The following is a 19,664-nucleotide window of genomic DNA, read 5'->3' on the forward strand; positions in this document are numbered from 1 at the left end:
GGCTCGCGGGTACTCCGTGAAGCCCCGGCGGGCTCGCCCTGATGCCAACGAGGGCACCCGCTCGCAGGACACGCGACGTCCCGGCGAGCCACCCGCCCCAACGAGTCGAGCGGCTGTTGTGCACTGTTCGGGCGCTTTTGCGGGCTAATACTCATGCTCGCGGGTACATGCGAAAAGAGTCATATTTACAGCTCTTGGACAGTGGCTCCTGATGGACGCAACGACCCTCGCCCTGTCCGTCACCGCACTCCCAAGGGGAATGAGCAATGGCAGACTTCTCCCGCCTCCCCGGCCCCAACGCAGACCTGTGGGACTGGCAACTGCTGGCCGCTTGCCGCGGAGTGGACAGCGCCCTGTTCTTCCACCCGGAAGGTGAGCGGGGGGCAGCGCGCACCGCCCGTGAGTCGGCGGCCAAGGAGGTGTGCATGCGCTGCCCGGTCCGCGCCGAGTGCGCGGCGCACGCGCTGACCGTCCGTGAGCCCTACGGGGTGTGGGGCGGACTCACCGAGGACGAACGCGAAGAGATCCAGGGCCGCGCCCGGCGCCGGCTCGTCGGCACCCAGTAGCGACCGCGCTCGCCGCGCAGCGTCCGCGCGCCCTCACGCCCCGGTGTGGGGAAGCCCCAGGCTGGCCCCGGTGTCGCGTAAGGCGCTGATCCGCAGGGCGGCCCGGGACAGCCGGCCGAGCGTCACGTCCACCGCCGGGACGTTGACCAGGTCGGGGAGGGTGAGCGCGACGACCTCCCGGCACGCCTCGGGACCCAGCGGGAGCACGGCGACGCCCGCGAGCCGGACCGCCTCAAGCGCGAGCAGCGGCAGCACGGCGACCCCGAGGCCGGCGGCGACCAGGCCCACCACCGCCGGATAGTCGTCGGTGGCGAACTCGATCAGCGGCGTGAAGCCGGCGCTCTCGCACAGGTCCACCAGATGGCTGCGGCACTGCGGGCAACCCGCGATCCAGTGCTCGTCGGCCAGCTCGGCGACGTTCACCGGACCCACTCGACCGGCCGCCGCCAACGGGTGCCCGGCCGGCACCAGGCCGACCAGTCGGTCGTCGAGCAGCGACCGGACCACCAGGTCGGACCAGTCGTCCCCGGCCGGGCCCAGCCGCGCCCCGGACGGCGACGGGTACCGGAACGCCAGGGCGATCTCCACGTCCCCCGCGCGCAGCATGGCCGCAGCCTCCGGCGGCTCCGCCTCCACCAGCGAGACCCGGACCCCCGGGTGCGCGGCGCGGACCTCGGCCACGGCGTGCGGCACCAGGGAGGAGCTGCCGCTGGGGAAGGCGACCAGCCGGACCCGCCCGGCCCGCAGCCCCGCCATCGCGGCGACCTCCTCCTCCGCGGCGGTGAGCCCGGCGAGGATTCCGGCGGCGTGCCGGTGCAGCGCCTCGCCCGCCTCGGTCAGCCGCGTGGTGCGCCCCGAGCGCACCACCACCGGGACGCCGACCGCCTGCTCGAGCGCCTTGATCTGCTGGCTCACCGCGGGCTGGGTACAGCCGAGCTCCCGCGCCGCGGCGGAGAAGGAACCGGACTGGGCGACGGCGCGGAGCACTCGGAGGTAGCGCGCTTCGATCACGTTCGCATTATAAGGATTGCTTTGGGTTTCACCTGCTTTCTCTGGCTGTACTTTGAGGAGGAAAGGTTCCAGGCTGGGGGTCATGGACCTCATCAAGCAGCAGTTCGCCCCGGAGACGACCTACCTGAACACGGCTTCCATGGGCCTGACCCCCGCCAGGACGGTCTCCGCGGTGCGGCGCGGCGCGGAGACCATGGCGGCGGGCCTGATGACGGTGCCCACGCTGGTGGGCGCCGAGGAGTCTGCGCGGGCCTCGTTCGCCAGGCTGGTCGGCACCGAGACGGACCGGGTGGCGTTGGGCTCCGTGGTCTCCCCGATGGTGGGGGCTGTCGCCGCGGGACTGCCTCCGGGGGCGGAGGTGCTGCTCGCGGAGAGAGAGTTCACCTCGCTCGTGCAGCCGTTCGTGGTCCGCGACGACCTGTCGCTGCGGTTCGTCCCGCTGGACCGGATCGCCGAGGAGGTGGGGCCCCGCACCGAGCTGGTCGCGGTCAGCGCGGTGCAGTCCGTGGACGGCGGGGTGCCCGACCTGCCCGCGCTGCGCGCCGCGGCGCGGACCCACGGGGCCAGGACCCTGCTGGACATCACCCAGGCCGCCGGCTGGTTCCCCATCGTCGCGGACGACTGGGACTACACGGTGTGCGGTGCCTACAAGTGGCTGCTCTGTCCCCGCGGGGTGTCGTTCCTCACGGTGCGTCCCGAGGCCGCGGACCGGGTGGTGCCGGTGGCCGCGGGCTGGTACGCCGGGGCGGAGGACCCGTGGTCCAACTGCTACGGACCGGTCACCCTGGCGTCGTCGGCCCGCCGCTTCGACGTGTCCACCGCCTGGCTCCCCTACCTCGGTGCCGCCGCCTCGCTGCGGCTGGTCGAGGAGATCGGGGTGGACTGGATCGGGGCGCACGACGTGGCGCTCGCCGCCCGGTTCCGCGCCGGTCTGCGGGAGTTGGGCCACGAGGTGCCCGACGCGCCTTCGGCGATCGTGAGCGTGCCTGGCCTCGGCCGTCTGGAGGCGGACCTGGCCAGCGCCGGAATCCGGGCCTCCATGCGCGCGGACGGCCTTCGGTTCGCGTTCCACCTGTACAACACCGACGAGGACGTGGACCGGGTGCTCGACGTGCTCTCCACGGCCACCGCGGCGGCCCGCTGACCCGGCGGCCGGTGAGGGCGCGACGACCCGACCGGCCCCGCGGCGGCCCGAAAGCCCTTCGTGTCCCGGCCCGGTGCCGCCTTACTGTTCCGCCATGGGTTCTCTTCTCTCGGTGAACATAGGCAGGCCCCGCCCCGACCCCGGGAAGCGCCACGCGCTCACCGGCATCGACAAGCGTCCCGTCGCCGGCCTGGTGGCGGTCCGGGCACCCGGGCCCAAGGGGACCGGCGCCGTCGGGCTCGCCGGCGACCGGGCCTATGACGTGGACCACCACGGCGGGGACGACCAGGCGGTCTACGCCTACGCCCGGGAGGACCTCGACGGCTGGGCGCGGGAGCTGGGCCGGGAGCTGGCCGACGGCACCTTCGGGGAGAACCTCACCACCTCGGGGCTCGACGTCAACGGCGCGCTGATCGGCGAGCGTTGGCGCGTGGGCGGCCAGGTGCTGCTCGAGGTGAGCTGCCCGCGCATCCCGTGCCGGACCTTCCAGGACTGGATGGACAGGGCCGGCTGGGTCCGGCTGTTCACCGAACGCGCCCTGCCGGGCGCCTACCTGCGGGTGCTGGAACCGGGCGAGATCACGGCCGGCGACGAGGTCGTGGTGGAACACCGTCCGGACCACGAGGTGACGGTGGCGTTCGCCTTCCGGGCGCTTACCAGGGAACGCCACCTGCTCCCCGCGCTGCTGGCCGCGGACGCGCTGCCCGAGGAGGAGAAGGACACGGCCCGCGCCTACCGGCCGGCGGCGACGCTGGAGGCCTGACCCCTCCCTCCCCCGGGGCCCGGCCCGGCCTCGATCAGACGGGGACAGCCCGTTTCCACGCGTCGGGCCCGGTTCCCCCGCCGGTCGGCGGGGGAACCGGGCCCTTCGGGCGCGCTCGCGTCAGTGGGAGTGGCCGTGGCCGTGACCGGCCTCGTTCTCCTCCTCCGCCGGCTTGTCCACCACCAGGGTCTCGGTGGTGAGCAGCAGCGACGCGATGGAGGCGGCGTTCTCCAGGGCGGACCTGGTCACCTTCACCGGGTCGATGACGCCGGCCTTGACCAGGTCGCCGTACTCACCGGTGGCGGCGTTGAAGCCCTGCCCCGCCTCGAGCTCCGCGACCTTGGAGGTGATCACGTAACCCTCGAGGCCGGCGTTCTCGGCGATCCAGCGCAGCGGCTCGACCACGGCCCGGCGGACCACCGCCACACCGGTGGCCTCGTCGCCCTTCTTGTCCAGGCCGTCGGCGAGGACCTTGGAGGCGTGCACCAGGGCGGAGCCACCACCGGCGACGATGCCCTCCTCGACCGCGGCGCGGGTCGCGGAGATGGCGTCCTCCAGGCGGTGCTTCTTCTCCTTCAGCTCCACCTCGGTGGCGGCACCGACGCGGATCACGCAGACCCCGCCGGCCAGCTTGGCCAGGCGCTCCTGGAGCTTCTCCCGGTCCCAGTCGGAGTCGGTGCTGGCGATCTCGGCCTTGATCTGGGCGATCCGGCCCTCGAGGTCCGCCTTGTCGCCGGCGCCGTCCACGATGGTGGTGTCGTCCTTGGTGACGGTCACCCGGCGGGCGGTGCCCAGCACGTCCAGGTCGGCCTGGTCGAGCTTGAGGCCGACCTCCTCGGCGATGACCGTGGCGCCGGTGAGCGTGGCGATGTCACCGAGCATGGCCTTGCGGCGGTCACCGAAGCCGGGGGCCTTCACCGCGACCGCGTTGAAGGTGCCACGGATCTTGTTGACGACCAGGGTGGACAGGGCCTCGCCCTCGACGTCCTCGGCGATGATCAGCAGCGGCTTGCTCGCGCCCCGCTGGATGATCTTCTCCAGCAGCGGCAGCAGCTCCTGGATGGAGGAGATCTTGCCCTGGTTGATCAGGATGTACGGGTCCTCGAGGACGGCCTCCATCCGCTCCTGGTCGGAGACCATGTACGGGGAGAGGTAGCCCTTGTCGAAGGACATGCCCTCGGTGAAGTCGAGCTCCAGGCCGAAGGTGTTGGACTCCTCGACGGAGATGACGCCGTCCTTGCCGACCTTGTCCATCGCCTCGGCGATCAGTTCGCCGACCTGCTTGTCCTGGGCGGAGAGACCGGCGACCGCCGCGATGTCCTCCTTGCCCTCCACCGGGCGGGCGGTGGCGAGCAGCTCACCGGAGACCGCGGCCACGGCGGCGTCGATGCCCTTCTTCAGGGCGGCCGGGGAGGCACCGGCGGCGACGTTCCGCAGGCCTTCCCTGACCAGCGCCTGGGCCAGCACGGTGGCGGTGGTGGTGCCGTCACCCGCGATGTCGTTGGTCTTGGTCGCCACCTCCTTCACGAGCTGGGCGCCCAGGTTCTCGTACGGGTCCTCGATCTCCACCTCGCGGGCGATGGTCACGCCGTCGTTGGTGATGGTCGGGGCGCCGAACTTCTTGTCGATGACGACGTTGCGGCCCCGCGGGCCGATCGTCACCTTCACGGTGTCGGCAAGCTTGTTGACGCCACGCTCGAGCGCGCGACGGGCGTCCTCGTCGAACTTCAGGATCTTCGCCATGGCTGGTCTTCTTCGTCCTCTCGGGCGCTGACTGTCGCCCACATGCGTCCGCCCCGGGCCCCGGTCCAGGTGACACGGGATTCCCGGGGCGGAGGTGCAGGCTCGGGTCCCTCCTGGCTCGTGGCCGTCCGGTCCGGCCGGACCGGGCCGGACGAGGAGCTATGGAGGCAACGGGCTGCGGGTGCTTACTTCTCGACGATCGCGAGGACGTCGCGGGCCGAGAGGACGAGGTACTCCTCGCCGTTGTACTTCACCTCGGTGCCGCCGTACTTGCTGTAGAGGACGACGTCGCCGACGTTCACGTCGAGCGGCAGGCGCTGCCCGTCCTCGAAGCGGCCCGGACCGATCGCGAGGACCCGCCCCTCCTGGGGCTTCTCCTTCGCGGTGTCCGGGATGACCAGGCCCGAGGCCGTGGTCTGCTCGGCCTCGAGCGGCTGGACCACGATGCGGTCCTCGAGCGGCTTGATGGCAACCTTGGTGCTGGCGGTCGTCACGATCCGACCTCCCCCTTCGGAGATCTCACGGGAGTGTGTCTGTGGTGGCGACCTGGTAGGCCCGTCGTCGCGGGTGCCGGACCTGCCCGTCGCGGTTGGCACCCTCGGGGTGAGAGTGCCAACGCTGACATTAGGACGGCGATTAGCACTCAGTCAACTAGAGTGCCAATGAGCGGCTGATCATGTCGTCCTCCCACTCGCGGCGGATCCGGCGAACCCGCAGGTCGGAAGGCCATCACCCGGCCGAGGGAGCAGCGGGCAACTCGACCGGATCGTGCCCCGGATGGCCGATTCCCCGGGTCGGACGCCTACAGGTAGTCCTCCAGTCGAGCTACGGTGAAGCCCTGCTCGCGTGCCTCGCGCAGCACCCGCCGGGTCATGTCGTTCATGGTGCCGCCCCACTCGGCCGGCCCCCGGAAGTGGGACAGGATGATGTCACCCGGACGCAGTTGGCGGTCCCTGTTCTGGTAGTCGATGCGCCCCGCCCACGCCTCGAGCGTCCACAGCACCACGGCCTGGAGCCCGCAGTCCCTGGCGGCCCGCAGGGTGTCCTGGTTGTAGCTGCCGTACGGCGGGCGGAAGAACCGCGGCGCCACCCCCATCTGCCGCGTCAGGACCCGCTGCTGGCCGCAGATCTCGGCGCGCTGCTGCGCGTAGGACAGGGTGCGCAGGTCGGGGTGTTCCAGCGTGTGGTTGTGGATCCCGGCACCCAGGGTCCGCAGCCGTCGGAAGTAGCCGTACTCCTCTCCCACCGACTGGTCGGTGAGGAAGGCGCTGACCGGCAGGTCGCGCTGGCCCACCAGGCGGAGGAACGCGGGGTCCTTCTCCCCGCCGTCGTCGATGGTCAGGAACACCACGCGCTCCTCGACGGGCACCCGGGAGACGACCGGCACCCCGGCACCGGTGGGCGCTCCACCGCCGGGCGGTCGCGCCGGGCCGCCACCGGAACCCCGTTCGGGCCGCGGCGGGCTGCCCGACGCCCGTCCGACGAGGGACTCGACGTCCGGCTCCACCACGGCCGGGGGCGGGACCATGCCGTTCTCGGCGGCGAGCGACGGGAACAGCGGGGGGAGGGGGCGGGGGAACGGGCGCGGTACCCACCGTGGGGAGGCCGTCCGCGCCAGGCGGCCCGCCGTGGCGCGCGGCTTGCCGTCCGGCTCCGGGCTGGGGTGCGGCGCGGGGCCCGCACGGGACCCGGCGGGTGTGGGGCGGTCGGGAACGGCCGCGGCGCCGCAGGTGGCGGCGAGGGACAGGGTGAGGGAGGCAGCCAGGACACGGCGGGTGCGCCGCAGGCGGGGCCCCCATGCTCCCCCCTTTTGTAGAAATACTTCCATATTTTCGGATGGTGCCAGGGGGGTCCCGGTCTCCCGGGACGGCTCGCGGCACCTCGTCAGCGCTTCGGCACAATGGCGCAGTGGATCTCGAGACGTTCTCCCCGCTGATGTCCGACGAAGGGCAACGGCTGCTCGACGAGGTGGCCGAGTTCGGCGACTACGCCCCGGAGCGGGAGCTGGCGCTCGCCACCAGGCTGCGCCGGGACCATCCGGCCCCGCTGGTGTCCGCGGCGATGGCCCAGACCAGACTGCGGCAGCGGGCCGGCGCCAAGTTCGGGGCGGACGCCCAACGGATGTACTTCACCCCCGACGGGGTCGAACAGGCCACCCGGGCGACGGTCGCCGCACACCGGGCCGATCGCTTCGCCGCCCGCGGGGTGCGCCGGGTCGCCGACCTCTGCTGTGGGATCGGCGGTGACGCGCTGGCGCTGGCACGGGCCGGGATCGAGGTGCTCGCGGTGGACCGCTCCCCCCTCGCCTGCGCGGTGACCGCGGCCAACGCCCGGGCCCTGGGGCTCGCCGACCGGATCGAGGTGCGGTGCGCGGACGTCACCGACGTCGACGTGGCCGGCTTCGACGCGGTGTTCGTGGACCCCGCGCGACGGGGCGGGCGGGGGCGCGTCTTCAACCCCGAGGCGTACTCACCTCCGCTGTCCTGGGCGGTGCGCGCCGCCCGCCGGGTCCCGCACGCGGCGGTGAAGGTCGCCCCCGGCATCCCGCACGAGGTGGTGCCCGAGGAGGCGGACGCCGAGTGGGTCTCCGACCGGGGCGAGGTCAAGGAGGCCACCCTGTGGTTCGGCGGCGGACCGGGCCGCCGGGCCACCCTGCTGCCGGGGCCGCACGTGCTGACCGGGGCAGCGCCCGGTGCCGCGCCGCGGGACGGTGCCTCGGGCACCTCGGGGGCGCCCCGGCCCGGTGGCCCACGGGGGCCGCACGGGGAGGGAACGGCGCCGGTCGGCCCGGTGGCCCGCTACCTCTACGAGCCCGACGGGGCGGTGATCCGGGCGCACCTGGTGGCCCGGGTGGCGGAGCTGGTCGGGGGCACGTTGATCGACCCGGCCATCGCCTACGTCACCTCCCCCGACCTGGTCGCCACGCCCTTCGCGACGGCCTACCAGGTCACCGATGTGCTGCCCTTCCACCTCAAGCGGCTCAGGGCGCTGCTGCGGGAACGCGGCGTCGGCACCGCCGTGATCAAGAAGCGGGGGTCGGCGGTGGAACCGGAGGAACTCCGCAGACGGCTGGCCCTGTCCGGCCCCCGCTCCTGCGTGGTGATCCTGACCAGGGTGTCCGGCGCCCCCAGCATGCTCCTCGCCCAGCCGGCACCCGGGGCCGGTGGGACCGGGGAAGCCGGTGAGGTCGGGGCCGGCTGACCACCGGTCCTGCTGGTCGGTCGGCTGGGCGGCTCAGTCCCGCCCGGGGGCGCCGTGGTCCCGTTCCGGGGATGCGGTGTCCACCTGTTCGAACCGCCACCGGTGCGGCGGGCGGGCCACCAGTTCGGCGGGCGGCTCCGGCAGCTCCGGGAGCACCGCGGTGTAGGGGGCGTCCCACCAGGTGACCACCAGCACCCGGTCCTGGGGCGCGCGGAAGGTCTCCCGGCGCAGCGGCGCCCCGTCCAGCCGTTGTCCGAGGGCCCAGGCCAGCAGCTCCGCGCCACGGCCGGCGGCGGCCCGGGCCTCCCACATCAGGGCGACGGTCACGAGTAGAGGTTCTCCCCGCTCACCTCGTGGACGTGGTCGTGTCCCGGGCCGTGCCGGTGCCCACCGCCCACCTGACGGTCATGGCTGTTCTCCGGCCCCTGGGACAGCCCGTGGGCCCGGCCCAACCCCGTCCCAGGGCCCGGGCCCGGCACGGAGATCTCGGTGACCGGCAGCGAGGAGTCCGCGGACAGGTCGAGCGCGGACGGCGCGCGGTTCCTGGCCACCATCTCCGCGCCGAGGGCGGCGACCATGGCGCCGTTGTCGGTGCACAGCTTGGGCCGGGGCACCCGCAGCACGATCCCGGCCGCGGCACAGCGCTCCTCGGCGAGCGCGCGCAGCCGGGAGTTGGCGGCCACCCCCCCACCGATCATCAGGTGGTCCACGCCGTTGTCCCGGCAGGCCCGGACCGCCTTGCGGGTGAGGACGTCCACCACGGCCTCCTGGAACGACGCCGACACGTCCGCCACCGGCACCGGCTCGCCCGCCCGCTTCCTGGCCTCGACCCACCGTGCCACCGCGGTCTTCAGACCGGAGAACGAGAAGTCGTACACCGGGTCGCGGGGCCCGGTGAGCCCACGGGGGAAGCCGATGGCGGTGGGGTCGCCCTCCCGGGCGTGCCGGTCGATCGCCGGGCCGCCGGGGAAGCCGAGCCCGAGCAGCCGCGCCACCTTGTCGAACGCCTCCCCGGCCGCGTCGTCGATGGTGGCTCCCAGGGGCCGCACGTCGCTGGTGATGTCGGGGGCGAGAAGCAGTGAGGAGTGGCCGCCGGAGACCAGCAGCGCCATGGTCGGCTCGGGCAGCGCGCCGTGTTCCAGTTGGTCCACGCAGATGTGTGAGGCGAGGTGGTTCACCCCGTACAGCGGCTTGCCCAGGGCGTAGGCGTACGCCTTCGCGGCGGCGACGCCCACCAGCAGCGCCCCGGCCAGTCCCGGGCCCGAGGTGACCGCGATGCCGTCGAGGTCCGAGGCCTTCACCCCGGCCTGCTCAAGCGCCCGCTGGATGGTGGGCACCATCGCCTCCAGGTGGGCGCGGCTCGCCACCTCCGGCACCACACCGCCGAACCTGGCGTGCTCGTCCACGCTGGAGGCGACGGCGTCCGCCAGCAGGGTGTGGCCGCGGACGATGCCGACTCCGGTCTCGTCACAGGAGGTCTCGATCCCGAGGACCAGGGGTTCGGATGTCATGGGGTCTCCCCAGTCTCCGTGGTGGCGTTGGCTTCCGTGGTGCTGCCGGTACCGATGGCGGTGGCCCCCGGGGCGGTGGCCCCGCCGGCCGGCTTCCTGGCGCCCGCGGTGGGCCCCGATCCGCCGGGGTCGGCGAGCCGCATCACCAGGGCGTCCACGTTGTCGGGCTGGTAGTAGCCGCGGCGGATGCCGACCGGCTCGAAGCCGAAGCGCTCGTAGAGACGCTGTGCCCGGTCGTTGTCCACCCGCACCTCGAGCAGCACGTCGCCGCACTCGAACGCGGTGGCCGCGCGGAGCAGGTCGGTCAGCAACCTTGCCCCGAGCCCCGTACCCCAGTGGTCCCGGGCGACACCGATGGTCTGCACGTCGCCCTCGCCGGCCACCGCCATCAGGCCCGCGTACCCGACGATCCGTTCGCCCTCCTCGGCGACGACGTAGTAGCGCGTCGCCCCGGGGTGGCCCGCCTGGGCCAACTCGGACCACAACATCCCCGACGACCAGGCGTCCTGTGGGAAGAGCTCATGTTCGAGGTGGACGATGGCCGGGATGTCCCACCACCGCATCGGGCGAAGACGGGCGGTCACGTCGGCAGGACCGCCTTGTACCCGGCCGGGACCTGGGCGTCAGGACGACGCAGGTACAGCGGCCGGGGCGGCAGCAGCGGCACGCCCCCGGCCAGCCGGGCGGCGGCCAGCGAGGCCAGGGCGGCGGCCGAGACGTGCTCGGGCCCCGCGGCGCCCGGGAACGCCTCCGGGTACAGCAGCGCGCCCGCGCCCACCGCGGGCAGCCCGGCGACCCGGGCGGCGACCTCGGCCGGTCGGTCCACCGCCGGTTCCCCCTCACGGGTGAACGGGTCCTGGTACCTGGCCCAGTACACCTCCTTGCGCCGGGCGTCCGTGGCCACCACGAACGGCCCGTCAAGACCGGACGCGGCGGCGATCCCGTCCAGGGTGCAGACGCCGTGCGTCGGCACGCCGAGGGCGTCACCGAGCGCCGCGGCGGTGACCAGGCCGACCCGCAGTCCCGTGTAGGGGCCCGGTCCCACGCCCACCACCAGGTCGGTGACGTCGCCGATCCGGGCCCCGGCCGTCGCCAGCACCCGGTCCACGGCGGGCAACAGCAACTCGCCGTGGCGGCGCGCGTCCACCTCGGTCGATTCCGCGAGCACCCGGACGCCGTCGTGCAGGGCGACGGTGATCGCCGGGGTGGCCGTGTCAAACGCGAGGAGCAGCACGCCACCACCCTAACGGCCTCCGTGGCGACCTCCTGGCACGATGAGCAAAGCGGCAAAACCCTATAAAAGTGAGAGAAAGGGGCGAGTCGTGCCAGGAGTTGCCTCAGCCACCGCCGTTGCGGCGCTCACCACGGCGGCCTTCGCCGGGGTCGCCTTCCTGGGCGTCCAGGCGCTGGACAGCCTGCGGGAGGGCGGCTCCGTCGCCCTCCCTCCCGACGCCACCGAGACCCGACGGCACTCCCCCGGGCGCCACGAGCCCACGGTGGTCCCGCCCCGTTCGGGGCACGGGAAGCGGGTGGTGTACTCGGTGTCCGCACAACGGGTGTGGCTGGTCCGCCCCGACGGTGGGCTGCTGCGCACCTTCACGGTGACGCCCGGCGCGGTCCAACCCGTTCCCGGCCACTACCAGGTGCGGAGCAGGACCGGGCGCGCCACGGGTTCGGACGGCGTGCCGGTGGAGCACGTGGTGCGGTTCTCCGACGCCGACGGGACGCCCATCGGGTTCAGCGCCACGGTGGACGAGGACGCCCGCCCGGGGACGTCGGGCGTGGGCGGCGGGGCGATCCGGGAGGGCCGTGCGGACGGCGAGGCGATGTGGCGGTTCGCGGTGATCGACGTCCCGGTGGTGGTGGTCAGGTGACGGCGGCCCGGGACGGCGGGCCGGGACGGCGGGCCGGGTCAGGCGGCGTCGCGGCTGGCCGGGCCGGTGACACCGGGGCCCTCGTCCAGCGGCTCCGGGGGCCTCGGCGGGGTGGAGACGGCGGTGGCCGCGACGCCCGCAGCCAACAGGTCCCGCACGCAGGGCGCCGGCCGGGCAGCCGTCGGCGGTCGCGCGGCACGCGCCGCGTCGGGGGTGTCGTGGGCGGACATGACGCCTCCTGGGGGACGTGGTGAGGCAGCCCTAACCAGCTCCATGTGACCACGCGCCGGGTGTGCTGCGCAACATCTTGCCGACAGCGCGTCGGAACGTGTGCGACAGCGGGGCCCGAGCGGTCCTCACCCCGGGTGGGTGGGCTCGGCAGGGGGGAGGACGGCGCCCCGGCCGACGGCCGGGCGACCTCGGCAGGTGGAGGAGGCCCGATGGCGGGTGATCCGGTGACCGGTCCCGGGTGGCTTCCCGGGCGCACGCCCCCGGTGTGCGGCGCCGTCCGCGGGCCGGCCAGGACGCGGGGATGAGCCGGCGCGACAAAAGGGAGACGTTCGCGGCGCTGCGGGTGCCGAACTTCCGGCTGTACTTCGCCGGGCAGTCCGTCAGCCTGGTCGGCACCTGGATGCAGGTCGTGGCCCAGTCCTGGCTGGTGCTCCAGCTCACCGGCTCGGGCACGGTCCTCGGCCTGGTGGTGGCCGCGCAGTTCCTGCCGGTGCTGCTGGTCGGCCCCTACGGAGGGCTCGTCGCCGACCGCGCCGACAAGCGCCGGCTGCTGATGGCCACGCAGACCACCCTCGCGGCCCTGGCCCTGCTGCTGGGCCTGCTGACGGCCACCCGGGTCGTGGCCGTGGATGGTCGTGCTCCTCGCCGTCGCGTTAGGCACCGTCAACGCCGTCGACAGTCCCACCCGGCAGACGTTCGTGCCCGAGGTGGTCGGGCCGCGGCTCCTGCGCAACGCCGTCAGCCTCAACAGCGTGATGACCAACGCCGCCAGGGCCGTCGGCCCGGCGCTCGCCGGCATCCTCATCGCCTCCGTCGGAGTGGGCGTGTGCTTCCTGGCCAACGCCGCCAGCTTCGCCGCGGTGCTGCTCGCCCTGCGCGTCATGCGCACCGACCGGCTCCAGCGGAGCCCGGCACTGGAGAAGGAACGGGGGCAGGTCGCCGCTGGTCTGCGCTACGTGCGGGGCACCGCGGGGCTGTGGGCGCCGCTGGCCATGATGGCCCTGATCGGCACGCTCGCCTACGAGTTCCAGGTGGTGCTTCCCCTGCTGGCCCGCGCCGGTGCGCACGGCGACGCGCGCACCTACGGCTTCGTGGCCTCCGCCATGGGCCTCGGCGCCGTGGTGGGCGGCCTCGCCGTGGCCGCCCACGGCCGGGCCGGGGTCATCCCGCTGATCGGCGCCGCCGCCGGCTTCGCCGCCGCGCTGGCGGCGGCGGTCATCCCCTGGCTCCCCGCGCAACTGGCGGCCCTGGCCTGCGTGGGCGTTGGGGAGCACCGCGTTCCTCGCGACCGGGAACACCACCTTGCAACTGGTCGCCGCCCCGGCGTTCCGCGGCCGGGTCATGGCGCTGTGGTCGGTCACCTTCCTGGGCAGCACGCCCGTCGGCGGGCCCGTCGTCGGCGCTGTCGCCCAGCACCTCGGCCCCGTGCCGGGCTCGGCCTCGGCGCCGCCGCCTGCCTGGCCGCGGCCGTCCTCGGTCTGCTCGCCCTGCCCCGCGTCCCCCAGCGGCACCGTTTCCTGGAGCCCCGGGGCGCACCAGGGCCCCCGCCGCCGCTCCCCGACACCGGCCGCACCTGACCCCCGCGGAGCCGGCACCCGTGTGTCGCTGACGGCCGCGGCCGGGCCGTCGCACTGCGGCACGGCCACCCGAGCGGCCGGCCCGAACGAGTAGGCGACCCATCACCCATCCACACTGTCCGTGGCGGATCGGTTACCTTGTGCACGTGGGCGTCAGTGATCCGGTCGGGCGGCGGACAGCCGCGCGGGCACCGTGGGGGGTGCTCGTCCTGATCGTGCTGCTGCACGTCGTGGGCTGCGCGCACGGCCCGTTGCCGACCGGTGCGTCCCGGATCGACACCCTGGGGTTCGTGGCGTCCGCGCCCGTGTCCGTGGCGGAGACCGCCACGGCCCGTTCGGACGGGTGCGGATCGCACGACCAGGACCGCCGGACGTGTACCGGCACCGACGGTCCGGCGCTCCCCCAGGCCGAGCGGGGCCCGGGTCTGCTGCCGGCCCCGGCGGTCCTCGACGCGGTGGCGGCGCCGGGCCCCGCTCCCCTGCGCGGGCCCACGGTCCGGCGCGTGCCCAGGTCGGTCAGCGGCACGGATGCCCTCGCGGTGTTGCAGGCCTGGCGGAACTGACGGAGCCACCCCCGGCCATGGCAGGGCCACGCGTCCTTCCGCGGCCGGGGCGGCGCCCGTCACGTACCGACCGTCACCCGATGCACACCGCCGCGGCCGACACGCTGTCGTGCCCGTGCGGTGGGAGAGCCGTCATGATGCACCCCCAGCCTTCCCTCCTCGCCCCCGCCCCTTCCTCACCCGCGCAACTGCTGCCCCTCGCGGCCCGGTCGGCGCACACACCGGCCGCCCTGGTCGGCGACACGCCCGTGCTGTGGGTGGGTGAGCCGTTCACCGCCGCCGGACGCGGATTCTGGGCCAAGCTGGAGGGCCACAACCCCGGCGGACTCAAGGACCGCACCGCGCTGTACATGGTGGCTGCCGCCCGCGAGCGCGGGCAGCTCAGGCCCGGCGCCCGGATCGTGGAGTCCACCTCGGGCACCCTCGGGCTGGGCCTGGCCCTGGCCGGCGTCACCTACGGCCACCCCGTCTCGGTGGTCACGGACCCCGACATGGAACCCCAGGTCGCTGGCCTGTTGCGGGCCTACGGCGCGGAGGTGCACACCGTCACCACCGCGCACCCCGTCGGGGGCTGGCAGCAGGCCCGCCGCGACCGCGTCGCCGAGCTGCTGGCCGCCCACCCCGGCGCCTGGTGCCCCGACCAGTACCACAACCCGGACAACGTCGCCGCCTACCGGCCCCTGGCCCACGAACTCGTCGCCCAACTGGGCCGCGTGGACACCCTCGTCGTCTCCGTCGGCACCGGCGGCCACTCCGGCGGGGTGGGCCGTGTCCTGCGGTCCTTCTTCCCCTCGCTGCGGGTGGTCGGCGTGGACACCTGCCACTCAACGATCTTCGGTCAGCCGGCCGGCCCCCGCCTGATGCGCGGGCTGGGGTCGTCCATCTACCCGGGCAACGTCGCCTACGACCTGTTCGACGAGGTCCACTGGGTCGCCGCCGGCGAGGCGGTGTGGGCGGCCCGGCAACTGGCGCGCACCCGGTACGCCACCGGCGGGTGGAGCGTGGGCGCGGTCGCCCTGGTCGCCCGGTGGACCGCGCGCACCGGCCCGGCGGAGCAGCGGGTCGCCGCGGTGTTCCCCGACGGGCCGCACCGCTACGTCGGAACGGTCTTCGACGACGACTGGTGCCGTCGGCACGACGTCCTCGGGCACGTACCGGCCGACGACCCGGCCGAGATCACCCAGTGCGCCGAAGTGGTCGTGACGCACTGGACCCGCTGCCGCACGGTCCGGCCCCCGCGCTCCGCCGCGCGTCCCGACGGAACGGGGCTGACGGGAGCCGCCCGGTGAGGAGCCTGATCGCGCAGACGCGTTCGTTCCCGTTCCCGGTCCGACTGCTCATGGCGAACCAGTTCGGCATCAACCTCGGCTTCTACATGCTCATGCCCTACCTGGCCGGGCACCTCTCCGGAGACCTGGGGCTGGCGGCGTGGACGGTCGGCCTGGTCCTGGGCGTGCGCAACCTCTCCCAACAGGGCCTGTTCCTCATCGGCGGCACCCTGGCCGACCGCTTCGGCTACAAGTCACCCATCCTGGCCGGGTGCCTGCTGCGCACCGGGGGGTTCGCCCTGCTGGGCTGGGTGGACTCGTTGCCCGCGCTGGTCACCGCGTCGGCGGCGACCGGCTTCGCGGGCGCGCTGTTCAACCCGGCTGTGCGTGCCTACCTCGCCGCCGAGGCGGGCGAGGAGCGGCGGGTGGACGCGTTCGCGGCGTTCAACGTCCACTACCAGGCGGGGATGCTGTTGGGTCCGCTGGTGGGGCTGGCCCTGCTGGCCGCTGACTTCCGGGCGGTGTGCACGGCCGCGGCCACCGTCTTCGCGGCCCTGACGCTCCTACAGGCGCGGGCCCTGCCGCGGCGGCGGGGCGCCGGGGAGGGCTCCGGCGGCCGGGGCGGGGTGTGGGACCAGTGGCGGCGGGTGGTCGGCAACCGGTCCTTCCTGCTGTTCTCGGCCGCGATGACCGGCTCGTACGTACTGGCCTTCCAGGTCTACCTCGCGCTGCCGCTGGCCGCCGACGCCGCGCTGGGCCGCCAGGGCGCGAAGGCCACCAGCGGACTGTTCGTGGTCTCCGCGGCGGTCGCGGTGGCCGGACAACTGAGGCTGACCGGCTGGGCCAAGCGTCGCCTCACCCCGCACCAGGCGCTGGTGCGGGGACTGACCGCCATGGGAACCGCCTTCCTCCCCCTCGCCCTGGTCCCAGCCTCGGTGCCGGTGGCGGAGCTGGGGGCGCTGGTGGTCGCGGTCACGGTGCTGGCCGCGGGCAGCGCCATCGTGTACCCGTTCGAGATGGACACCGTCGTCACCCTGTCCGGCAACACCCTGGTGGCCACCCACTACGGCCTGTACAACACGGTCTCCGGCCTCGGCATCACGCTGGGCAACCTGGGTTGCGGGGCCCTGTGGGACTTCGCCCACGCCCGCGACGCCCCCTGGCTGGTGTGGGCCGTCCTCGCCGGCACCGGCGGCGGGTGCGCGGTGGCCGTGGCCGCGCTGGCCCGCACCGGCCGGCTCAACGCCGCCGCCACCGCCCGCCCCGCCACCGCCTGATCACCTGACTGTCTGACTGCCTTTGGGCTCAGCGGGCGAGCAGCCCCGCCAGATCCAGGGGCGCCCCCGGTTCGACCAGGCCGTGGCGGAGGCCCGGTGGGCCGGACTGACGACCGGCGGCCCCGCCCGTTCCCCTACTCCCCGCCCTCCGCGGCGCCGTCCCCGTCGTCCTCCTCGTCCTCGTCGTCCTCCTCGTCATGGTCGTACTCGTAGGCGGTTTCCAGGAGCTCGCGAAGCTCCTTGTCCCCGGCCGGGTCCTGCTCGACCCACCAGGCCGCCCCGGGTCCCCCGTCGGACTCCCGCCCCAGGGCGCGTTCCGCCGCGGCTATCCAGGGCACGGCCTCGGCCGCGGGGACCGACGAGTCCCAGTCGTCGGGGTCGAAGTCCATGTCGTCGTAGTCGCGGATCATCGGGACGGGAACCCGGACCTGCCGGTGCTTCGCCATCCAGGTGTTCCGGAAGAAGTCGAACCGCAGGTGGTAACAGTCGTCCGTCTCGGTGAAGAAGATCGGGGGGACCAGGAAGTGCGCCGCGTCCACGGTGGCCGCCACGTCGATGTAGTTCGCCGGTGTGCCACCGGCGTTCCAGCAGGCCGCGAAGTTCACCGGGGCCAGCGACTCCCGGCCGAGGACGTGGATCTGGTTCCCCCGGACCTGGAACCTCGCCGGGTCCAGGACCACGTCCTGGCCGAGCATCAGGATGGGCGCCGGCATGATGTGCGCCCTGGCGAACGTCTGCGCCGTCTCGTTGAGGTCGACGATCTCGTCGAACCGCGTGGCGACGAACTCGGGGAAGGAGTGGAACGGGCAACAGGCGTCGTTCGTCTCCTCCGACTCGGGGAAGAGCAGGGACTTGTCGAAGGCGGCGACGGCGTCCGCGGCCCGCTCGCCGCCCCCGCCGCGCTCGTCCCGCCGCGCGGTGAGGAAACCGGGAATCCAGTCCGTGCCCGCGGCCTCGATCACGGACGACTCGCACACGTCCCGGAACGCTGAGTCGCCGAGCTTGCAGTTGAAGTAGTCGAGCAGCGTGATCGCGGCGCACTCGGCGAGCGAGATCCCCTCCTGCCTGGCGAACCAGAAGTCGTAGCCGTTGGCGACGAAGTCGACGCCGCGGAACCGCTTGTGGACGAACGGCTCGCTCGCGGCGGCGCCGTCGGACGGGCCGTTCCAGTGGGCGGCCGCGACCTGGTTGTAGTAGGCGTCGGCGTGCGCGGCCAGCTCCGGGGCGAAGACGCTCTCCCCGGTCAGGTAGCACGCCTTGCTGAACAGCGCGCCGATCTCCGGGGCGTGCGCCACCTCCGACCCGGCCTGCTCGAAGACCAGCTCGGTGCGGAGGAAGACCTTGCGGCCGTCCCGGTAGGGCGCGCCCTCGTGCTCGTACCGCTGGTCGAAGACGACGCAGGTGAAGGGCGCGATGTCGGTGAGGGCGACACCGTCGGAGAGGTCGAGCGCGGGCTCGCCCGAACCACCGGTGAGGTAGAGCAGCAGCGTGTGACGGGAGACGTGGCCGCGGGCGGCGTCGTAGTACGGGGTGTCCAGGTGGTGGTGGAAGTTGGCGTCGCCCGGCTCGAAGCGGTTGCACCGGAACACCGGGTTGACGTGCAGGAAGCCGTCGAGCACCGCCTCGGGCAGCGCCGCGGACACCGCCTTGGTGAGCGCGTCGGCCAGCAGCGCCGAGTGGAAGATGAAACGCTCGCCACCCCGGGAGCCCGAGTTGAGCGGCGGGACGTACAGGCCCAGTCCGTCCAGGCCCTCGACGCGGGCCCGGCCGGCGTCCGGCAGCCGCAGCCGCGCCGAGTACACCCCCCGCGCCAGCTCCTCGGGCTCGGCCAGCGTGAGGTCCAGGGGGACGTCCGCGAAGAGCCGGTCCAGCGGCACGATGTTCTCGAAGGTGCGGAACGACAGCTCCCGCGGGTCCACGAACACGGCGGCCAGATGCGGCGCGCCCTCGCTGGGCCGGGCGAACAGCTCGCGGGTGGGGGCGTCGATGCGGTCCGCGTCGACGAAACGCACCGCCTTGAAGCGGGCCGTCGGGTGCCAGGAGACGGCCAGCCCGTCGACGAACGCGGCGGGCTCGGCGTCGGTGGCATCGACCTCGGCGCGGTAACGGGCCACCTCGTCCGCGCTGGCGGTGCCGGTGGACAGGGCAAAGAAGCGGTCGCGGAGATCGGTGCTCACACGCTCCTCCAGAAGCTGCGCAGCGCGGACGGGAGCTGAGGGGCGGACGCCAGGACCGCCACACCCGCGTCGGAGACGTCGCGCCGGTAGAGCAGGAGACGGGTGAGGGAGCCGACGAACGGCGCCGCCAGCAGCGCCCGCGCGCCGTCCGCGCCGATCCGGTTGTACCGCAGGTCGAGCTCGCGGAGCCGCTCGAAGCCGGCCAGGGCGCGCACCCCCTCGGCGGTCAGCGCGTTGGACTGGAGGTGCAGCCGCCGCACGCCGCGGAACGTCGCAGAGCGGGCCAGGGCCGCCACCCCGTCGTCGCCGATGCCGCAGTAGCGCAGGTCGAGCGTCTCGATCCGCCCGTCCGAGGAGGCGGCGGCCAGGCTCGTGGCACCCGGGTCGCCGAACCGGAAGTGCGCGAGGTCCAGCTCGCCGATCCCGCCGAGATCCAGCCCAGCGAGGCCGCCCGCCTCGTGCGGCGGCAGGAGCGGCTTGCCGTCCTCGTCGAAGTCCGGCTCGTCGCTCCAGTACTCGTCGTCCGCCTCCGCGGCCTCCGCCCCGGGCCTGATCCGCAGCCCGGTCACCCCCGGGGCGCGCACCAACTCGGCTATGCGCGCGGGCGCCTCGGACGACCACTCGACGACCACCGTGTGGCCGCCGTCGGCCTCCGGGACGCCAGGAGGCAGTAATGACACGTGTTCTGACGGCATCGCGGTCATGTCCAGCACCCTAGACGCGACCACTGACAGTCGACCGGCCCGCGCCCCGGCGCA

The 19,664-nt window shown here is 73.9% G+C and carries 19 protein-coding genes and 1 pseudogene; 9 read left to right on the top strand and 11 right to left on the bottom strand.

What is annotated here, in order from left to right; translation table 11 throughout:
- Nucleotides 1-266: 266 nt before the first annotated feature.
- Nucleotides 267-566, top strand: a complete 300-nt coding sequence (locus A3IG_RS0105275) for a WhiB family transcriptional regulator (protein ID WP_018382499.1) — start codon at nucleotides 267-269, stop codon at nucleotides 564-566.
- A 33-nt stretch (nucleotides 567-599) separates the two neighbouring features.
- On the opposite strand, the gene A3IG_RS0105280 is transcribed toward A3IG_RS0105275, so the two are convergent.
- Complete coding sequence (locus tag A3IG_RS0105280) at nucleotides 600-1,577, bottom strand: LysR family transcriptional regulator (protein ID WP_018382500.1); 978 nt, start codon at nucleotides 1,575-1,577, stop codon at nucleotides 600-602.
- 82 nt (nucleotides 1,578-1,659) lie between these two features.
- Here A3IG_RS0105280 and A3IG_RS0105285 point away from each other — a divergent pair, with 82 nt between their 5' ends.
- Together A3IG_RS0105285 and A3IG_RS0105290 are read left to right on the top strand one after the other, a co-directional pair.
- The gene (locus A3IG_RS0105285) at nucleotides 1,660-2,721 is read left to right on the top strand and encodes an aminotransferase class V-fold PLP-dependent enzyme (RefSeq protein WP_018382501.1); all 1,062 of its coding nucleotides are present in this window, start codon (nucleotides 1,660-1,662) and stop codon (nucleotides 2,719-2,721) included.
- A 94-nt stretch (nucleotides 2,722-2,815) separates the two neighbouring features.
- Nucleotides 2,816-3,484 carry an MOSC domain-containing protein gene (locus A3IG_RS0105290; protein ID WP_018382502.1) on the top strand — a complete coding sequence of 223 codons (669 nt, stop codon included), beginning with the start codon at nucleotides 2,816-2,818 and terminating at the stop codon, nucleotides 3,482-3,484.
- A gap of 120 nt (nucleotides 3,485-3,604) precedes the next feature.
- Here the strand turns inward: A3IG_RS0105290 and groL are convergent, their stop codons facing one another.
- The 3 genes from groL to A3IG_RS0105305 all read right to left on the bottom strand — a co-directional run bounded on the left by groL (nucleotide 3,605) and on the right by A3IG_RS0105305 (nucleotide 7,055).
- The gene (groL, locus tag A3IG_RS0105295) at nucleotides 3,605-5,227 is read right to left on the bottom strand and encodes a chaperonin GroEL (RefSeq protein WP_018382503.1); all 1,623 of its coding nucleotides are present in this window, start codon (nucleotides 5,225-5,227) and stop codon (nucleotides 3,605-3,607) included.
- Between the two features lie 185 nt (nucleotides 5,228-5,412).
- Nucleotides 5,413-5,721 carry a co-chaperone GroES gene (gene groES / locus A3IG_RS0105300; protein ID WP_018382504.1) on the bottom strand — a complete coding sequence of 103 codons (309 nt, stop codon included), beginning with the start codon at nucleotides 5,719-5,721 and terminating at the stop codon, nucleotides 5,413-5,415.
- Between the two features lie 308 nt (nucleotides 5,722-6,029).
- Nucleotides 6,030-7,055: a polysaccharide deacetylase family protein gene (locus tag A3IG_RS0105305; protein WP_104530669.1), complete on the bottom strand. Its 1,026-nt coding sequence runs from the start codon at nucleotides 7,053-7,055 to the stop codon at nucleotides 6,030-6,032.
- Between the two features lie 107 nt (nucleotides 7,056-7,162).
- Between A3IG_RS0105305 and A3IG_RS28670 the strand changes: the two genes are divergently transcribed.
- Nucleotides 7,163-8,428 (top strand): class I SAM-dependent methyltransferase, encoded by a 1,266-nt coding sequence (locus A3IG_RS28670; RefSeq protein ID WP_018382506.1) that lies wholly within the window; start codon nucleotides 7,163-7,165, stop codon nucleotides 8,426-8,428.
- A 33-nt stretch (nucleotides 8,429-8,461) separates the two neighbouring features.
- On the opposite strand, the gene A3IG_RS0105315 is transcribed toward A3IG_RS28670, so the two are convergent.
- From A3IG_RS0105315 to tsaB, 4 genes are read right to left on the bottom strand one after another with little or no spacing between them, the layout of a single operon-like run.
- Nucleotides 8,462-8,755, bottom strand: a complete 294-nt coding sequence (locus A3IG_RS0105315) for a hypothetical protein (protein ID WP_018382507.1) — start codon at nucleotides 8,753-8,755, stop codon at nucleotides 8,462-8,464.
- Nucleotides 8,752-9,939: a tRNA (adenosine(37)-N6)-threonylcarbamoyltransferase complex transferase subunit TsaD gene (tsaD, locus tag A3IG_RS0105320; protein WP_018382508.1), complete on the bottom strand. Its 1,188-nt coding sequence runs from the start codon at nucleotides 9,937-9,939 to the stop codon at nucleotides 8,752-8,754. The genes A3IG_RS0105315 and tsaD overlap by 4 nt, the downstream gene beginning before the upstream one ends.
- The gene (rimI, locus tag A3IG_RS0105325; protein WP_018382509.1) at nucleotides 9,936-10,502 is read right to left on the bottom strand and encodes a ribosomal protein S18-alanine N-acetyltransferase; all 567 of its coding nucleotides are present in this window, start codon (nucleotides 10,500-10,502) and stop codon (nucleotides 9,936-9,938) included. Before rimI ends, tsaD begins: the two co-directional genes overlap by 4 nt.
- Before the next feature lie 17 nt (nucleotides 10,503-10,519).
- Nucleotides 10,520-11,173: a tRNA (adenosine(37)-N6)-threonylcarbamoyltransferase complex dimerization subunit type 1 TsaB gene (gene tsaB / locus A3IG_RS0105330; RefSeq protein WP_018382510.1), complete on the bottom strand. Its 654-nt coding sequence runs from the start codon at nucleotides 11,171-11,173 to the stop codon at nucleotides 10,520-10,522.
- An 88-nt stretch (nucleotides 11,174-11,261) separates the two neighbouring features.
- On the opposite strand from tsaB, the gene A3IG_RS0105335 reads away from it, so the two are divergent.
- Nucleotides 11,262-11,813 carry a hypothetical protein gene (locus tag A3IG_RS0105335; RefSeq protein ID WP_018382511.1) on the top strand — a complete coding sequence of 184 codons (552 nt, stop codon included), beginning with the start codon at nucleotides 11,262-11,264 and terminating at the stop codon, nucleotides 11,811-11,813.
- Nucleotides 11,814-11,851: 38 nt separating this feature from the next.
- Here the strand turns inward: A3IG_RS0105335 and A3IG_RS0105340 are convergent, their stop codons facing one another.
- Nucleotides 11,852-12,043 (bottom strand): hypothetical protein, encoded by a 192-nt coding sequence (locus A3IG_RS0105340; RefSeq protein WP_018382512.1) that lies wholly within the window; start codon nucleotides 12,041-12,043, stop codon nucleotides 11,852-11,854.
- Nucleotides 12,044-12,345: 302 nt separating this feature from the next.
- On the opposite strand from A3IG_RS0105340, the pseudogene A3IG_RS28675 reads away from it, so the two are divergent.
- The 4 genes and pseudogenes from A3IG_RS28675 to A3IG_RS0105360 all read left to right on the top strand — a co-directional run bounded on the left by A3IG_RS28675 (nucleotide 12,346) and on the right by A3IG_RS0105360 (nucleotide 16,729).
- Nucleotides 12,346-13,621: pseudogene (locus tag A3IG_RS28675) on the top strand (MFS transporter).
- Nucleotides 13,622-13,767: 146 nt separating this feature from the next.
- Nucleotides 13,768-14,184, top strand: coding sequence for a hypothetical protein (locus tag A3IG_RS0105350; RefSeq protein WP_157862343.1), 417 nt, complete (start codon nucleotides 13,768-13,770; stop codon nucleotides 14,182-14,184).
- Between the two features lie 134 nt (nucleotides 14,185-14,318).
- The gene (locus A3IG_RS0105355; RefSeq protein ID WP_018382514.1) at nucleotides 14,319-15,473 is read left to right on the top strand and encodes a PLP-dependent cysteine synthase family protein; all 1,155 of its coding nucleotides are present in this window, start codon (nucleotides 14,319-14,321) and stop codon (nucleotides 15,471-15,473) included.
- Nucleotides 15,470-16,729: an MFS transporter gene (locus A3IG_RS0105360; protein WP_018382515.1), complete on the top strand. Its 1,260-nt coding sequence runs from the start codon at nucleotides 15,470-15,472 to the stop codon at nucleotides 16,727-16,729. Before A3IG_RS0105355 ends, A3IG_RS0105360 begins: the two co-directional genes overlap by 4 nt.
- Nucleotides 16,730-16,863: 134 nt before the next feature.
- On the opposite strand, the gene A3IG_RS0105365 is transcribed toward A3IG_RS0105360, so the two are convergent.
- Both A3IG_RS0105365 and A3IG_RS31765 read right to left on the bottom strand, forming a co-directional pair.
- The gene (locus A3IG_RS0105365) at nucleotides 16,864-18,906 is read right to left on the bottom strand and encodes a hypothetical protein (protein WP_018382516.1); all 2,043 of its coding nucleotides are present in this window, start codon (nucleotides 18,904-18,906) and stop codon (nucleotides 16,864-16,866) included.
- Nucleotides 18,903-19,610, bottom strand: a complete 708-nt coding sequence (locus A3IG_RS31765) for a leucine-rich repeat domain-containing protein (RefSeq protein ID WP_078500068.1) — start codon at nucleotides 19,608-19,610, stop codon at nucleotides 18,903-18,905. The genes A3IG_RS0105365 and A3IG_RS31765 overlap by 4 nt, the downstream gene beginning before the upstream one ends.
- Nucleotides 19,611-19,664 lie beyond the last annotated feature (54 nt).

Origin of the sequence: Wenjunlia vitaminophila DSM 41686 (genome assembly GCF_000380165.1) — a bacterium.
Classification (GTDB): domain Bacteria; phylum Actinomycetota; class Actinomycetes; order Streptomycetales; family Streptomycetaceae; genus Wenjunlia; species Wenjunlia vitaminophila.

Bases quoted from the DNA above. Each gene is read 5' to 3' on its own strand.
- A3IG_RS0105275 (WP_018382499.1), top strand. From the start codon at position 267: ATGGCAGACTTCTCCCGCCTCCCCGGCCCCAACGCAGACCTGTGGGAC.
- A3IG_RS0105285 (WP_018382501.1), top strand. From the start codon at position 1,660: ATGGACCTCATCAAGCAGCAGTTCGCCCCGGAGACGACCTACCTGAAC.
- A3IG_RS0105290 (WP_018382502.1), top strand. From the start codon at position 2,816: ATGGGTTCTCTTCTCTCGGTGAACATAGGCAGGCCCCGCCCCGACCCC.
- groL (WP_018382503.1), bottom strand. From the start codon at position 5,227: ATGGCGAAGATCCTGAAGTTCGACGAGGACGCCCGTCGCGCGCTCGAG.
- A3IG_RS0105305 (WP_104530669.1), bottom strand. From the start codon at position 7,055: ATGGAAGTATTTCTACAAAAGGGGGGAGCATGGGGGCCCCGCCTGCGG.
- A3IG_RS28670 (WP_018382506.1), top strand. From the start codon at position 7,163: ATGTCCGACGAAGGGCAACGGCTGCTCGACGAGGTGGCCGAGTTCGGC.
- tsaD (WP_018382508.1), bottom strand. From the start codon at position 9,939: ATGACATCCGAACCCCTGGTCCTCGGGATCGAGACCTCCTGTGACGAG.
- rimI (WP_018382509.1), bottom strand. From the start codon at position 10,502: ATGCGGTGGTGGGACATCCCGGCCATCGTCCACCTCGAACATGAGCTC.
- A3IG_RS0105340 (WP_018382512.1), bottom strand. From the start codon at position 12,043: ATGTCCGCCCACGACACCCCCGACGCGGCGCGTGCCGCGCGACCGCCG.
- A3IG_RS0105355 (WP_018382514.1), top strand. From the start codon at position 14,319: ATGATGCACCCCCAGCCTTCCCTCCTCGCCCCCGCCCCTTCCTCACCC.
- A3IG_RS31765 (WP_078500068.1), bottom strand. From the start codon at position 19,610: ATGACCGCGATGCCGTCAGAACACGTGTCATTACTGCCTCCTGGCGTC.